This window comes from Exiguobacterium sp. s102, from assembly GCF_018618635.1.
Lineage (GTDB): Bacteria > Bacillota > Bacilli > Exiguobacteriales > Exiguobacteriaceae > Exiguobacterium_A > Exiguobacterium_A oxidotolerans.
The window spans coordinates 929,755-945,222 of the sequence record NZ_JACSML010000001.1; the positions used below are offsets into that span (position 1 = coordinate 929,755).

The following is a 15,468-nucleotide window of genomic DNA, read 5'->3' on the forward strand; positions in this document are numbered from 1 at the left end:
GTGAACATCGATGACTTATTTGTTCCCAACCTTACAGGTGCCAAAACTACATTGCAAGTCCTTGCAAACAGGCGGAAAATGGCTTCAAGCCTAGTCTATCAAGGGGTTGGGACACTTTTCGTCCCTGCTAAAGTTCTAATTTTCTGATTTTCGTCACTTTATTGTAATGATTAAATCAGATGAACGTATTTCAGTATTTGTGAAATTAGTGTAAAATGTGAAAAATTAAAAAACAGACTAGCATGTGCTAATCTGTTTAGAGAAAAATCATTTACATCAAGCTGAGGTATGCGTCATGCAGCCGGTCGAGTGCTTCGTCTAGTTGGCGCCGCGGGCATCCGAAGTTTAAACGTTCGAATGTCACGCCGTTCGTTCCGAATGCTTTTCCATGGGTTAAGGCGAGGGATGCTCGTTCAACGAGCCAAGTCGCACGATCGTCTTCGGTCAATCCGAGGCGCTCAAAATCAATCCAAAGTAAAAAGGTTGCATCAGGTTTGACGACAGATAGTAACGGCATCTCCGTTTCGATTCGTCTGAGAGCATGGTCACGATTTTGCTCTAAATATAAGAGAAGTTGGTCAAGCCATTGTTCGCTCGCTTTATCCTCATAGGCAGCGATGATTGCCGTTGAGGCAAGCGCGTTCGGATGAACAAAGTTTGCTTGCTGGACACGTTCGATTTCCAAACGAATGGTTTCGTTCGGAACAACTAGATAAGAAGCATAAAGTCCTGGAATGTTGAATGTTTTTGAAGGTGCACTGACGAGAATTGCCTTCTCATATGAAAATGCTGAAATCGGATGGTGTTTGTTACCGGAAAAAATCAAATCAGCATGGATTTCATCGGACAGAAGATAAACGTCATATTTCTTGGCCAAATCAACAATCGTTTCAAGTTCACTCCGATTAAACACCCGACCAGTTGGATTATGGGGACTGCATAAAATCATCATTTTCGCAGTTTTCATCTGTGCTTCAAGACTCAAGAAATCAATTTCATAACGTCCTGCAATCAAGCGGAGCGGATTTTCAATGAGCGTTCGATTGTTCGATTGAATGATTTGGTGAAACGGGGGATAAACAGGAGTTTGAATGATGACCTCATCATGCTCATCGGTCAGTGCCAGGAGACTGTGTGCTAGAGCAGGGACGACGCCACTCGAATAAAGGAGCGATGATTGTTCAATCTGTTGATCATAACGTTTCAAAAACCAGTTTTGAATGGCTTGTTTGGCTCGATCTTCGAATAGGGAATAGCCGAAATGACCGTGTGCAATCCGTTTTGTTAATGCCCCGACGATTGAATCCGCTGGTCGGATATCCATATCGGCGACCCACATCGGAATTAATTCTTCTGCTCCATATAAATCTTTTAAGCCGTCCCATTTGACCGAACCCGTCATTTTTTTATCAATGATTTCATCAAACATGTAATCTTTCATATGCCTCGACTCCTTCGTAAAATATGATTCATGTCTTCACCTTAGCGAACGGATTGAAATTCAGCAAGTTGAAAAATTGTAGGTTTTAGAGTGTACGCTTTTGGGAAAAACCATAATCGTACACAAAAAATAGACGGGGTGAATAAGATGTTGCATTCAAAAGTATTGGTAGGACGTACGCCTGAGGAGTTAGAAGAACGAATGAATCATTTCTTCGAAGAAAACGGAGTCGGTTCAAATTCAATCATTACACTTAAGTTTTCTACATTCGTTGCATCAAAAGCAGACGAACATTACTCAGTTCTTATCGTGTTCGATAATTCGCTAACAAAAACCGTATTATAAGTAAATAACTCTTCTAAATTGGCAGACTTGGCAACGTCTGTCAGTTTTTTTATTGAAGAAATATTTCATCTAAGCTATACTGATATCAGAAATATGTACGCTTCCGTAGGTTAATGGCAGACCTCAGCAATGGTAATGCTGCAGTGCGAGTTCGATTCTCGCCGGAAGCATCGAATAAATAAGTCTTCCGTAACAAGTAAAATTAACTTGGACGGGGGACTTTTTTTTATCAAATTAGGCGAGAATACGCCCACTTCTAAACGATACGGGTGAAGCCCTAGTGAAAGTGGGAGATGAATCGCCAACCTCTCTTTCGGGTATATGCTTTGCAAGAAGGTGAACATCATGTTGACACACAAGGCCTACAAATTCAGAATATATTCGACAAAAGAGTAGGAGATTCCTGATCGCGAAGACCATTGGTTGTTCGCGTTTCGTCTTCAACCACTTCTAAGCGAAGTGTAGATGGAGCCAGTTCAAGAATATCTGGAAGGGGATCTGAGAGAAAAAGTTATGAAGACATCACATCATTCAGTTGGAAAAAGAATAAAACAAAAACGGATTGAAAAAAAATTAACGCAAAGTGAGTTAAGTGATACGATTTGTAGTCAAGCGGAGTTAAGTAAGATAGAAAACGGTCTAAATTCACCAACGGTTCAGTTGCTAGGCTTAATCGCGAAACGACTAGGTACTTCAATGACTACTTTGCTTGAAGATTATGAAATGACTGATCGTTTTCAAAGTATCGATCATCAGCTTATTAGTTTAATGAGAGAAGAACAATATTTAGAACTGTTATTATTGATAGAAAATCGCCTCTCCTTGGAGAGTGATGATGAAATCAAGCTATTACTTAGGTATCATCAAGTAATAGCCGAGTATAGATTGCAACGAATTGATTTTCGAACAGCATCAGTGATTTTATTGCAGTTGGCTAACTCTAAAGATTTGGTATATGACGCACCGATGATGTATATAAGAATAAAAATGGCGATTTCGATTTTTTATGCGGAAAACAAACAATTTACACAAGCTGAAAAAATATATAAAGAATTAGAAACTACCGATTTCTTATCTGTAACAATGAAAGTACAACAACTAAAAGTTCTGTATAATCACGCCAAATTAGTATATAAAATCAAGGGATTTAAAAAAAGCGTTTTGATTTGTACCATGGGAATTGAACAAAGTGTGCAGTTAAATCACTTATCTTATATCGCCCATTTCTATTATCAACGTGCAGAATGTTATGAAGAGATGTATGGTTTCGATAATCGTACCCGAAATGATTACACGATGGCTTACGAATTGTTTAAAGCATTAGAAATGAAGCGTTATGTAAAAATTGTTGAAGATACAAAAAAACAATTTTTAAAACAGTTTCATCATAAACCAAAATAAAAAGAGGACGATGATCATATGGCTTCTTTTTCAAAATTAGTAGGAAGGCAACTTAAGTTATTGCGATTTGAGAAAAATATGACACAACAGGAAATATGCGATGGAATTTGCAGTCAGGCTGTAATCAGTAAGATTGAACATGGGAAAATTTCAACTACGATCGAATTGTTGCAAGAATTAGCAAAGCGTTTAAATGTTCCGATTTCTAGATTGTTTGATCGTGATGCTGAGTCTATTTCTTTTCAGAAATATGATCGGGAACTAACGCACCTTTTTCGTAATCATCAATTTGATGAGTTAATTTCACGCTCGAAAAAACTCATTGAATTAAATGAAAATAAAGACATTGTGTTATTAGCTAAGTACTTTGATTTAGTTGCCTTAGAGGGAAAGAAAAACATTGATTATCGCACTTGTATTTCAGAATTATCATATTTGACCGAACAAGAAGCGATTTGGTATGAGTCACCTTTCATGTATTTGAGAATTAAAATGGCGATCGCAAACTATTATTACTTAAATCAACAATTTGTTCATTCTAAGAAGGTATACGTTCAACTATTGGAAATGGATTTTAATACGACTGAATTAAAGAAATTACGAATAAAAATTCTTTACAATCACGCGCAACAACTTTTTTTCAAGGTGATTATAAAGAAGGTAAGTTAGTGACAGAAAGAGGAATCAATGAAAGTGTGCAATTATTTGACACTTCATTTTTAGGTCATTTCTATTATCAGAAAGCAAATTTCGATGAAAAGCTAGAGAATGATGTAGCGCAAATTGAATATGATTATACAATGTCTTATACACTTTTTTCTGCAGTAGAACTATCGAACTACGTAAAAATTGTGGAAGATGGAAGAAAACATTATTTATTATTTACGTTTTAACTTAATAGAAATAGATTTTGTTAGCTAGGGGAGTAGGTAGATGGATACTACATTACCAAAATCAATCGGAAACGAAATTAAACGAATAAGAAAAGAAAAAAAAATGACACAAGCAGCTTTATGTGACGGAATTTGTAGTCAAGCAGAAATCAGTAAAATTGAAAATGGACGAAATTCTCCGACTATCGATTTATTACAACAAATTGCGAAGCGTCTTCGTGTACCGATATCATTATTGTTTCAAGATCAACATCAAAGCGAACAGTTCCGAGAAGTTGATCGTCGTCTAACTGAATTATTTCGTGATCAAAATTTTGACGGACTGTTAATCGAGATAGAAAAAATCAAACAAACAGTTTTTAATAATGAGATTGTGCTCTTAGCAAGGTACTTTGAAATAGTAAGTGCTGAACGGTCAAAAAAGGTAGACTATCGCTCGAGTATTTCGCAACTCGCACATTTAACGGATAAAGAAGACATCTGGTTTGAGTCTCCCAAAATGTTTCTTCGAATCAAAATGGCGATTGCAAATTTTTATTTTGAAAATGATCAATTCATTCACTCTGAAAATGTATACGAGGAAATTCTAGGGTTAAATTATGATACGATAGAATTGAAAAAAACTCGCCTCAAAATTATTTATAACCATGCGCAACAGTTATCTTTTCAAGGGAATTATAGGAAGGGATTTGAAACAGCGAACGTGGGAATAAAGGAAAGTCTCGCATTGGATGATGGATCATTTTTAGGTCATTTTTATTACCAACGTGGTTATTTCAATAAAAAAATGAGTGGTGATATTGACGAAATAAAGAAAGACTTTACACTTTCTTATACGATATTTAAAGCATTCAACATGCCTAACTATGAGCAGCTAGTCATTGATAGCCATGTCGAATACTTGCTCTATCGCATCTAAAAATCCATCCCAGCCTTCTCACATGCAAAGAGGGCTTTTTGAATCCGTTCTTCGGCTTGATTCGGATATTGTTGGTGCCCTTCGAGAATGATGGATTTGACATCCGTGATTCCGAAAAATTGCAGAATGTCCTGCATATATCGTACGGCATGGTCGGATTCGATTTTATCAGGCGTTGAATAGTCACCTCCACGAGAATGTAAGAGTAGTACACGTTTACCAGTTACAAGTCCGACGGATCCTTCCGCAGTGTAATGAAACGTTTGCCCGGATTGCGCGAGATAATCCATATAGTTATGCAAGGGGGCAGGAACACTTAAATTCCACATCGGAAAAGAAAAAACGATTTTTTCTGATTCTAAGAAACGATTTAAATATTCTTGTAATCGTTCCGCCTGTTCGGCTTCCTCTTGATCGAGCGTTTCCCCTCGAAATAGTTTCGCGGCAGATTTAGCGAGACGTAAATCAAAAAAAGGAAGGCGTTCTTCAAATAAGTTTAGGATGGTAATCTCATCTTCTGGATGTTCCTTGCGATAGGAAGCAAGGAATGCGTTATTCATCTGTGAACTAAGACTTTTCGATTGATGTGTACTATCATTGGCTTCGATAAACAGCAGATGGCTCATCGTTAAGCTCCTTTCTTAGCATATAATTAACACTTCTTTTAATGAATACCCGTTTCTCTTTTCATTTAGACGTTTCCAACTAAATCATTATTTTAGGAAAAATTAGGTTTTATAAGTATGATCTAAAGGAAAAAGACAATTGGATAGAACAGAAAAGAGGGATTCCTATGAAAAATCAGCAGCGACCTTCTTCCGCCAGTCTTCAGTATAATCGAGAAGCAAAAGCGAACTATCAATTGTTTGGCTCCATCATTTTAGTTCTGACGAGCTTGGGTGCGATTTTGTATGTGCTTACTAGTTTACTCAGTACATCCGGCTTGAACAGGTATGACCTTTTACGTGCTGGACTTATTTTTCTCGTAGGCATTTGTCAATTTCTGCTTGGGAAAAGTAATATGCCGGATCGTCTTAAACCCCACGTGATGTCGAGTGTTTTTTTACTAATTCCTTTCATCTATTATCCCTTCCTCGAAAGTGGTGCTCAGACCGTTTGGGCAGCTGCGATTCTTTTTTTACTGAGTTCTCTTGTCGTCATTAATCGAACGATGCTCGTCTATGCGACGGGGACGACGATCATTTCTCTCTTATACATTTGGTTTAATGCACCGAACGTCACGTCCGTTACTAATACAGCAGATTATATCGCACGAATCGGCTTAGTCATCATTGCTGCGCTGATCAGTTTATTGATTCATCGTCAGTACGTGACACGATTAGAACGTAATATCGAGTATCTTTCACGCTTACAAGAGCAAGCCTTTCTTGATCCGGTAACAAAACTCGCTAATCGGTCTTATTTCGTTCTTGAAGTCGAAAAAATTTCAAGCGAAGGAGATGCAATTTGTTTAATTGATTTAGATGACTTCAAAACGGTCAATGATGCCTTCGGTTACCGGACGGGAGATCGCACGTTGCATATGATTGGGAGTAGACTCATGAATCGTTTTCCCGATTGTTTAGTTGCCAAAGCTAGCGGAAGTGCGTTTTTACTTCATGCGAAAGGTCATGCTGGTATTGAACTGCTATGCGAGGAGGTTTTAACATGTGTCGCTGAACGCGTACAAATTGATTTCAAACAAATCAATGTCACAGCGAGCATCGGTGTTTCTTTTATTTATGACGAATCCATTGATCATGTCATCAATGATGCAGAAATTGCATTGTTCACAGCTAAATCGAACCGAAAAAACACGTATGCAATTACGGATGCAGAAACTCAAAATCAGCGTAAGCGAGCGCTTCAGCTGACACGCGATTTGTACGATGCAGAACTCGATCGAGATTTTTTTGTACTGTTTCAACCGCAAGTAGAAGCAGACAGTCACAAAATTACTGGAGCGGAAGCGCTTGTGCGTTGGAATCATCCCAAGTATGGAATGATTTCCCCTTTAGAGTTCATTCCGATTGCGGAGCGGACGCGTTTTATTGAAACGCTAGAAGGATGGGTGATGCGCCGCGCTTGCGCGCAAGGAAAGACGTGGTTGGATCAAGGACATGGAGCGATTACGATTGCAGTCAATGTCTCCCCGTGGCAATTAAGGCAACCCGATTTTACCGAAAGAGTACTGACGATTCTTGAAGAGACACATTTTCCGGCATACTTGCTTGAAATCGAAATGACAGAACATATTTTTATCGAAGGAACGAATCAGATTATCGAGACCTTAAACGAACTTCACCTTCATGGGATTCGAATTGCACTCGATGATTTCGGGACAGGTTTTTCTTCAATGCAAACACTCGTAGAATTACCGTTCGACCAGTTAAAGATTCCTAAAGAAATCGTTCAAGAAGCAATCCGTTCAGATGAGAAGCGTGCAATCGTCGAGATGATTATTCAGTTAGGAAGACGGTTAAACATGACGATTGTTGCTGAAGGGGTCGAGTTAGTCGAAGAAGCAAGGTTATTAAATCAGTTAGGGTGCCATACGTTGCAAGGTTATTTGTTCCATAAACCTCTTCAAGCTATACAAATTGAACTCTTTTTAGCTAAGAACTATAGACAAGGCTAAAGCACCGCCCGCTTGACGAGTCGACTTTCCTCGTCAAGCGGGCGGTGCTTTTTATGTCGGTTAAAGATAACGAGCAAAATGACGCTCTAGAACTTCTTGTACAGCTGCAATCAATGCGCAAATTCCCCAATAGATGAAGGCGATTACGAAATAAACCGTCATGTAATCGAATTCGCGTCCACCGACGATTTTTGCACGTTGAAAGATTTCTGGGACGGTAATCATCGCAGCTAAAGAAGACGCTTTGACTAAATCGAGTAAAACGTTCGATAAAGGTGGGATTGCCAAACGAATCGCTTGCGGGAGAATGATTCCGACTAGGACGCGATAAGGAGAGAGGCCGAGAGACTGGGCAGCCTCTCTTTGTCCTTTGTCGACAGACACAATGGCGGAGCGAATGATTTCTGCCATGTACGCAGCACTGTTGAGACTGAAGCCCGTTATCGCTGCTGTTAGCGCATCGAGTTCGATATTGATCACAGGTAAGCCGAAGTACAGCATGAAAAGAATCACGAGGATCGGTACACCGCGCATGAATGAAATATAGAGCGTCGCAGTCAGGCGTAAAAAACGAGACACTGATAAACGAGCAAGTGCAAGCAACAAGCCGAATATCAGACCTAATCCCATGCTTGCGAATGCAATCCATAATGTATGTCCAAGTCCTCCTAAGATATAGGGAAACGCATCAACCGCTAACTCAGGATTAAACACGGAGCGCCAGTCGACATTGCTCAATTCACATCCACAATCGTCGTTTTGACGTCAGGCATTTTTGAAACATCTTTGTTGGCGTAATATTGCTTTGATAATTTTGCGAGCGTACCGTCTTTTTTCATCGCCTCGATTTGAGCGTTAATGTTTGATTGGAGCTCTTTATTATCAAGATCCATGATGAGACCGACTTGACTCGGATTATAGGCGATGTCCGGGTGGATCGTGATGTCGAAGTCTTTGAAGAAATCGACAGCAAGGCTTTGAAGATAATAGTCGTTCAAGATGACATCCGTTCGACCATTCGAGACGTCGCGGAGATATTGATCGTTCGTTGCATTATCATATGTGACTTCTTTTGCACCATATTTTTTAGCAATTTGCATGTAAGTCGTCGTTGCCTCGCCAGCTGCTTTTTTACCTTTTAAATCCTCAAGAGATTGTATGTCAGATAAATCACTTTTACGAACGATGGCCGTTCCGTACGTATACTTGTAAGGTTTTGAAAATGCGAATTTTGCTTTCCGTTCTTCTGTGATTGTAATATCGTTTGCGGCAAGATCGACTTGTCCAGTATTGACGCTCGTCAACATACCATCGAATGACATCTCTTTGAAGTTTACTTTTAGATCGAGTCGTTTTGCGACTTCTTTAACGACTTCGACGTCAAAGCCAGTCAACTTGTTGCTCTCTTCATCATGAAACGACGTTGGATAAAGTGTTCCGGCAGTAGCTACTGTCAACGTCCCCTCCTTAACGATTTTGTCATATGCTGTCGTCTTCTCTTCTTCCTGACCACAAGCGCTAAGGAAAAGGGTAGTTCCTGCAATCAAGAGCCCTGTCCACTTTACTGAATTTTTCATAACGTACTTCCTCTCTAATCAAAATAATAGATTTCTCTTTATTAAAAATACCACGCTTGAAACACTCGTTGCAAAAAATAAAATTTAAACGAGAATAATTCTTCTGAAAAAATAATTAGAATGATTATTCATCTTTATGTAAGCGTTAACATTGTCTAGCCTCAGGGAATCATAAGTGATTTGGATATAATAGTTTCATTTATACATGGTGGCGAATAATCATAAAAGAGTGTAAAGTATATTTTAACTGAATATACAGAAAATTTAGAACGTGTTAAGGAGAGTGAAATTATGTCATTTCATCAATTGCCTGAACGGCAAGGTTTATATGATCCGAAGCAAGAACATGATGCGTGTGGAATCGGAGTCTATGCGCACCGAACCGGGAGACCGAGCCATGAAATCGTCGAAAATGCACTCGCGATGCTCTGTCAGATGGAGCATCGAGGCGGACAGGGGAGCGATGCGAAAACAGGGGATGGTGCCGGTGTCTTAACTCAAATTCCCGACCGTCTCTTTCGGGAGACATTTCGGAATGTAACCTTACCGAAAAAAGGAGATTATGGTGTCATGATGATGTTCCTGCCTCGGGAGGAACGGTCGAGACAGCGACTCGAACGCGCTTTAGAATCAATTATTTTATCAGAAGGACAACGGGTGATCGAGTGGAGAACAGTACCAGTCTCGAATACAGTGATTGGTGAAAAAGCACGTCAAACAGAACCGGTCATTCGCCAATGCTTCATTGAAGCGAAGGACATTGAAGGGTTGGCCTTCGAACGAACGTTATTCATGATTCGTCGTTCTTTTGAACGAGAAGCAAATCGTCTCAGGATCGAACAGTACGTGCTCAGTAGTTCGAGTGAGACTATCGTCTATAAAGGACTTGTCACTACAGATCAGCTCGGTCAGTATTTTGATGATTTACGTGATGAACGGTACCAATCAGGGTTTGCGATTGTTCACTCACGTTTTAGCACGAACACCTTCCCGAGTTGGAAACGAGCTCACCCGAACCGCTATTTGATTCATAATGGAGAAATCAATACGTTACAAGGCAATATTCAAGCGATGCGTGGACGCGAAAAAAGTCTTGCGAAAACGACGTATGGTCGCCGTGCAGATGATGTGCTCCCAATCCTCGATGAATCAGGAAGTGACTCGTCGATGCTCGATAATGCGTTTGAATTTTTATACTTGTCTGGTTTGACGTTAGCGGAAACAGCTTTAATGCTGGTTCCAGAGCCATTCGAACATGCGGAAGTACGGCCGGCGAAACGTGCTTATTACGAGTATCACAGCAGTATGATGGAGCCATGGGACGGTCCGTCTGCCATCGTATTTACGAATGGGAAACAAATTGGCGCGACACTTGACCGAAATGGACTCAGACCTGCCCGTTATATCATGATGCGCGATGGTCACTTTATGTTGTCCTCGGAATCAGGTGTCCTCCCGATTCCGGAAAAAGAGATTTTGTATAAGAAACGTTTGATTCCTGGTGAGCTCCTCTTGCTTGACTTTGCTTCCGGTCAGCTGATTTCTGACGAAGAAGTGAAACGGGATCTTGCGATGCGTCATCCTTATGCCGAATGGTTATCAGAAGAACAGATTCAATTACCGACGTTAATGCACTCAGAAACGATTGAGGAATTAGGTACGACGCAACGTCTGTTTGGATACACGCGAGAAGATATCGAGCAATACTTGATTCCTCTCGTCGAGGAAAAAAAAGATCCGCTTGGTGCGATGGGAACGGACATCCCACTCGCTGTATTAAGTGAGCGACCACAATCGTTGTTCCGTTACTTCAAACAATTGTTTGCCCAAGTCACCAATCCACCAATCGATGCGTTACGTGAACAAATCGTCACGTCAACGATGACCTGGCTCGGGCGTCAAGGTGAACTATTGACCCCGAACCGGAAAAACTGTCGTCGGGTCCGCTTGAACTCACCGGTGCTAGTTCCGGCTGAAGCGCATGCGCTCAGTCAAACAAAGTTGAAACAAAAAACGTTATCAACATTGTTTACGAATCAAATGGAAGAAACACTTGAAACGCTCCTCGAAGAAGCGGTTCATGCCGTCGAATCGGGTTGTGAGTTGTTGATTCTTTCTGACCGGAACATTCGACCTGGAGCCATACCGATGCCAATCCTGCTCGTGACGAGTGCCGTGCATCACCATTTAATCCGTAAAGGGCTTCGGACAAACGTCAGTTTAATCATCGAAGGGGGAGAAGTCCGGGAAGTGCATCACTTCGCGGCGCTGCTCGGTTACGGAGCTGACGCAATCTACCCGTACCTTGTATATGCGACAATCGATGAAGCGATTGGTGAAAAACACGCGGACAATGCTGTTCGTTATCGTAACGCCGTGACGGAGGGGGTCGTCAAAGTCATGTCGAAGATGGGGATTTCGACCGTCTTCAGTTATCGGGGGGCGCAGATTTTCGAAGTCGTCGGGATTTCGACGGACGTCATCGATCGCTACTTTACGGGAACAGTCTCTCAACTCAGTGGTCTGTCGCTCGCTTTGATTGAAAAGGAAGCGAAACGTCAACATGAGGAAGGGACGAAACGGACGTTCTTGGAATCAGGTAGTGTCTTCCGGTACCGTAATGACGGAGAACATCATGCGTTCAATCCGGCGACGATCCATTTGTTACAACATGCTTGCCGAACTGGGGACTATCAGTTATTTAAACGGTACTCAAATCAAATTGCAGAAGAACCCGCAACCTTCCTGCGCCATTTGTTGACGTTCAAGGAAACGACACCGATTCCGCTCGAGGAAGTCGAACCCGCGAGTGAAATCGTCAAATTCTTTAAGACCGGTGCGATGTCGTACGGTTCACTATCGAAGGAAGCTCATGAAACACTAGCGATTGCGATGAACCGTCTAGGTGGTAAGAGTAACAGTGGTGAAGGTGGCGAAGAAGAGGAACGGTATCAACTCGACGAAAATGGTGACTCACGGATGAGTCGGATTAAACAGATTGCATCAGGTCGGTTCGGCGTGACGAGTCATTATTTGATCCATGCGGATGAACTCCAGATTAAAGTCGCACAAGGCGCGAAGCCAGGCGAAGGGGGACAACTCCCAGGCGAAAAAGTGTATCCGTGGATTGCGCGGGTCCGTGCTTCGACACCGGGTGTCGGTCTGATTTCACCACCACCACATCATGACATTTATTCAATCGAAGACTTGGCTCAATTGATTCACGATCTAAAGCGGGCAAATGACGAGGCGCGGATCAGTGTTAAGCTTGTCGCAAAAGGAGGCGTCGGAACGATTGCTGCCGGTGTCGCCAAAGGACTTGCCGATGTCATCGTCATCAGTGGGCATGATGGAGGAACGGGGGCTTCCCCGAAGACGAGTATCCAACATACGGGCTTACCGTGGGAACTGGGACTCGCTGAGACGCATCAAACGCTAGCCTTGAATGGTCTGCGGGAACGGGTCAGCTTAGAAACGGACGGTAAGTTACTAACTGGACGCGATGTCGTCATCGCAGCGATGCTCGGGGCGAATGAATATGGATTTGCGACAGCACCATTGATTGCCGTCGGTTGCATCATGATGCGTGCCTGTCATCTAGATACGTGTCCGGTCGGTGTCGCGACACAGGATCCGAAGTTGCGTGAAAAATTCACCGGATCTGCCGATCACGTCGTCCATTTCATGACGTTCGTTGCGGAAGAAGTTCGTGAATATTTAGCTCAACTCGGCGTCCGTAGTCTAGCGGAACTCGTCGGACGGACGGATCTTTTAATGACATCGGATCGTTTGACGAATCACTGGAAAGCAGCCAGTCTCGACTTTTCTCGACTACTTGTTCAACCAACATATGATTCGACGTCGACACAAGCGCAAGATCATGCTGTCGCGAAGTCGTTTGACCACCGTGAAATCGCTCCGTTGCTTGATCATGATGCATTTACGGAAAAACAAACATTTGCGCTTGCGATTACGAATACAGACCGGGCAATCGGTACGAATACCGGATCACGTCTGACACGGATGTTCGGAGAAATGGGCTTACCTTCCGATCGCCTAACATTGAACCTGACAGGATCAGCCGGACAAAGCTTAGGTGCATACGTGCCTCGCGGAATGACGTTGAACGTCGTCGGGGATGCTAATGATTACGTTGGAAAGGGATTATCTGGAGGAATTCTTTCGGTTCGTCCTGATATGAAGACGAGTTTTGTTTCTTCAGAGCAAGTCATCATCGGTAACGTCGCGCTTTATGGTGCGACGAGTGGGGAACTGTACGTCAATGGACAGGCAGGCGAACGGTTCGCCGTTCGAAACAGTGGTGCGACGGCAGTCGTCGAAGGAATCGGGAATCATGGCTTGGAATATATGACGGGCGGGAGTGTCGTCATTCTCGGTGACGTCGGAAAGAACTTCGCTGCCGGTATGTCAGGTGGTGTCGCCTACGTCTTACCGAAAGACATCGCGTTGTTCCGCTCGCGCGTCAATCTCGAGCTCGTCACGATGGGCGCAGTAACAGACACGGAAGAAGCGGCACGCTTAAAAACATTTATCGAACGTCATGTCGTACGGACGAACAGTGAACAAGGACATGCGATTCTTTCAAACTGGGATCATGTTTTGAGTTCGTTTATTCGTGTCATTCCGACGACCTATCAAGTCGTCACGACATTGATGGCCGATTATGCGAAAAAAGGACATAATACGGAAGAAGCGATGTTGTTAGCGTTTGAGACACACCTCGGACGCGGAACGGGAGGTCAATAATGAAAAGACGCGATAAATTCATGAGTGTTCCTCGCCAGTCCGGACGAGAGCGCGCCAGTACAGAACGGATTCAAGACTTTAATGAATATAAAGAAGCATTTTCTGAAAGTGAGGCGTCGGAACAAGCCAGCCGGTGTATGGATTGCGGAACCCCGTTTTGTCATGTCGGCGAGACCTATGGACATGTCAAAATTGGTTGTCCGGTCTACAATTTGATTCCCGAGTGGAATCTCCTCGTCGAAGAAGGAGACTTTAAAGGAGCGCTCGAGCGCCTGCATCAAACGAACAACTTCCCGGAGTTCACGGGACGTGTTTGTCCCGCACCGTGCGAAGGTTCATGTACGTTATCGATTAATGAACCGGCCGTCGCGATTAAACAGATTGAGCGTACAATCATCGATATCGGCTTTGAAAAAGGATGGGTCGTTCCGCGGGTGCCATTGAACCGGACGTCCCATCATGTGGCAGTCGTCGGTTCTGGTCCGGCAGGGCTTGCCGCGGCCGATCAATTGAATCAAGCAGGGCACCAAGTCACCGTTTTTGAACGGGAAGATCGTATCGGAGGTCTGTTGACGTACGGGATTCCGGCGATGAAGTTATCAAAAGATATCGTCGAGCGTCGTGTCGATCTGCTCAAAGCAGAAGGCATTCTCTTTAAGACCGGCGTAACGATCGGTCTTGATGTGACGCTGGACGAGCTTGAACAAGCGTTTGATGCCGTCATTCTTTGTGTCGGTGCAACGGAACCAAGAACGTTACCAAATCTTCCGACGAGCGGTGTCGGTTACGCGATGGACTATTTAACAAGCGTGACGCGCCATCTGTTGTCGAATCAATCCCTGCTTGAGCAACACGATACGCGAGGTAAAGATGTTCTCGTCATCGGTGGCGGAGATACGGGAGCGGACTGTGTCGCGACGGCACTCAGACAGGGTTGCCGTTCTGTCGTCCAGTTCGGGAAGCATGAAATGCCAGGTCAGGTCCGGGCGAACGACAACATGTGGCCGGATACACCGAACCTCTTTACACTTGACTACGGTTATGCAGAAGCATTCGATCAATTCGGACGTGATCCTCGCGAATATTTGATCGCGATCACACGTTACACGACAAGTGATTCCGGTCGCTTGACAGGGGTTTGGACGATTCATAATGAAAAAGTAAAGCAAGCAGATGGGTCAATTGAATTCCGAGCAATTGAAGGAACAGAAAAATACTATACGGTCGACTTGATGCTGATTGCAATCGGCTTCAGCGGAGTCGAGCAGACGGTCTTGAATGAACTCATCGTTGAATCAGAGCGAGGGAAAATCAAGACGAAGGGATATGCAACAAATCGGAAGGGTGTCTTCGCTGCAGGGGACGCACGGCGCGGACAGTCCTTGATTGTCTGGGCGATCCGCGAAGGACGGGAAGTGGCAGAAGCAGTCGAACGACATCTGTCACTGATGACTCAAACGGGCTAATTCATTTAACGTCATGTATGG

Annotated in this window: 9 protein-coding genes, 1 tRNA gene and 2 pseudogenes; 8 read left to right on the forward strand and 4 right to left on the reverse strand. The window is 43.1% G+C overall.

Features of this window, described 5'->3' with window-relative positions; all coding sequences use genetic code 11:
* Positions 1 to 271 precede the first annotated feature (271 nt).
* The gene (locus KNQ02_RS04545) at positions 272 to 1,441 is read right to left on the reverse strand and encodes a MalY/PatB family protein (protein WP_088837272.1); all 1,170 of its coding nucleotides are present in this window, start codon (positions 1,439 to 1,441) and stop codon (positions 272 to 274) included.
* Positions 1,442 to 1,885: 444 nt separating this feature from the next.
* Here KNQ02_RS04545 and KNQ02_RS04550 point away from each other — a divergent pair.
* The 5 genes and pseudogenes from KNQ02_RS04550 (at position 1,886) to KNQ02_RS04575 (ending at position 4,999) form a co-directional block, all read left to right on the forward strand.
* Positions 1,886 to 1,956 (forward strand) — tRNA-Thr (locus tag KNQ02_RS04550).
* A gap of 175 nt (positions 1,957 to 2,131) precedes the next feature.
* Positions 2,132 to 2,237 (forward strand): annotated as a pseudogene (locus KNQ02_RS04555) (helix-turn-helix domain-containing protein); the annotation flags it as partial.
* 14 nt (positions 2,238 to 2,251) lie between these two features.
* On the forward strand, positions 2,252 to 3,187 hold the full coding sequence (locus KNQ02_RS04560; protein WP_214807361.1) for a helix-turn-helix domain-containing protein: 936 nt from the start codon (positions 2,252 to 2,254) through the stop codon (positions 3,185 to 3,187).
* An 18-nt stretch (positions 3,188 to 3,205) separates the two neighbouring features.
* Positions 3,206 to 4,080: pseudogene (locus KNQ02_RS04565) on the forward strand (helix-turn-helix domain-containing protein).
* Between the two features lie 40 nt (positions 4,081 to 4,120).
* Positions 4,121 to 4,999 carry a helix-turn-helix domain-containing protein gene (locus tag KNQ02_RS04575; RefSeq protein WP_214807364.1) on the forward strand — a complete coding sequence of 293 codons (879 nt, stop codon included), beginning with the start codon at positions 4,121 to 4,123 and terminating at the stop codon, positions 4,997 to 4,999.
* On the opposite strand, the gene KNQ02_RS04580 is transcribed toward KNQ02_RS04575, so the two are convergent.
* The gene (locus tag KNQ02_RS04580) at positions 4,996 to 5,625 is read right to left on the reverse strand and encodes an FMN-dependent NADH-azoreductase (RefSeq protein ID WP_088837269.1); all 630 of its coding nucleotides are present in this window, start codon (positions 5,623 to 5,625) and stop codon (positions 4,996 to 4,998) included. The two genes, KNQ02_RS04575 and KNQ02_RS04580, sit on opposite strands and share 4 nt — an antisense overlap.
* 167 nt (positions 5,626 to 5,792) lie before the next feature.
* Here KNQ02_RS04580 and KNQ02_RS04585 point away from each other — a divergent pair, with 167 nt between their 5' ends.
* A complete protein-coding gene (locus KNQ02_RS04585; RefSeq protein ID WP_214807366.1) occupies positions 5,793 to 7,637 on the forward strand; it encodes a putative bifunctional diguanylate cyclase/phosphodiesterase in 1,845 nt (614 codons plus the stop codon).
* Between the two features lie 60 nt (positions 7,638 to 7,697).
* On the opposite strand, the gene KNQ02_RS04590 is transcribed toward KNQ02_RS04585, so the two are convergent.
* Both KNQ02_RS04590 and KNQ02_RS04595 read right to left on the reverse strand, forming a co-directional pair.
* A complete protein-coding gene (locus KNQ02_RS04590; RefSeq protein WP_214807368.1) occupies positions 7,698 to 8,375 on the reverse strand; it encodes an amino acid ABC transporter permease in 678 nt (225 codons plus the stop codon).
* Entirely contained in the window at positions 8,372 to 9,214 is an 843-nt protein-coding gene (locus KNQ02_RS04595) for a transporter substrate-binding domain-containing protein (protein ID WP_088837266.1), read from the reverse strand. The genes KNQ02_RS04590 and KNQ02_RS04595 overlap by 4 nt, the downstream gene beginning before the upstream one ends.
* A gap of 291 nt (positions 9,215 to 9,505) precedes the next feature.
* On the opposite strand from KNQ02_RS04595, the gene gltB reads away from it, so the two are divergent.
* Both gltB and KNQ02_RS04605 read left to right on the forward strand, forming a co-directional pair.
* The gene (gene gltB / locus KNQ02_RS04600) at positions 9,506 to 13,981 is read left to right on the forward strand and encodes a glutamate synthase large subunit (RefSeq protein ID WP_214807370.1); all 4,476 of its coding nucleotides are present in this window, start codon (positions 9,506 to 9,508) and stop codon (positions 13,979 to 13,981) included.
* Positions 13,981 to 15,447, forward strand: coding sequence for a glutamate synthase subunit beta (locus KNQ02_RS04605; protein ID WP_214807372.1), 1,467 nt, complete (start codon positions 13,981 to 13,983; stop codon positions 15,445 to 15,447). The genes gltB and KNQ02_RS04605 overlap by 1 nt, the downstream gene beginning before the upstream one ends.
* The last annotated feature ends 21 nt before the right edge of the window (positions 15,448 to 15,468 follow it).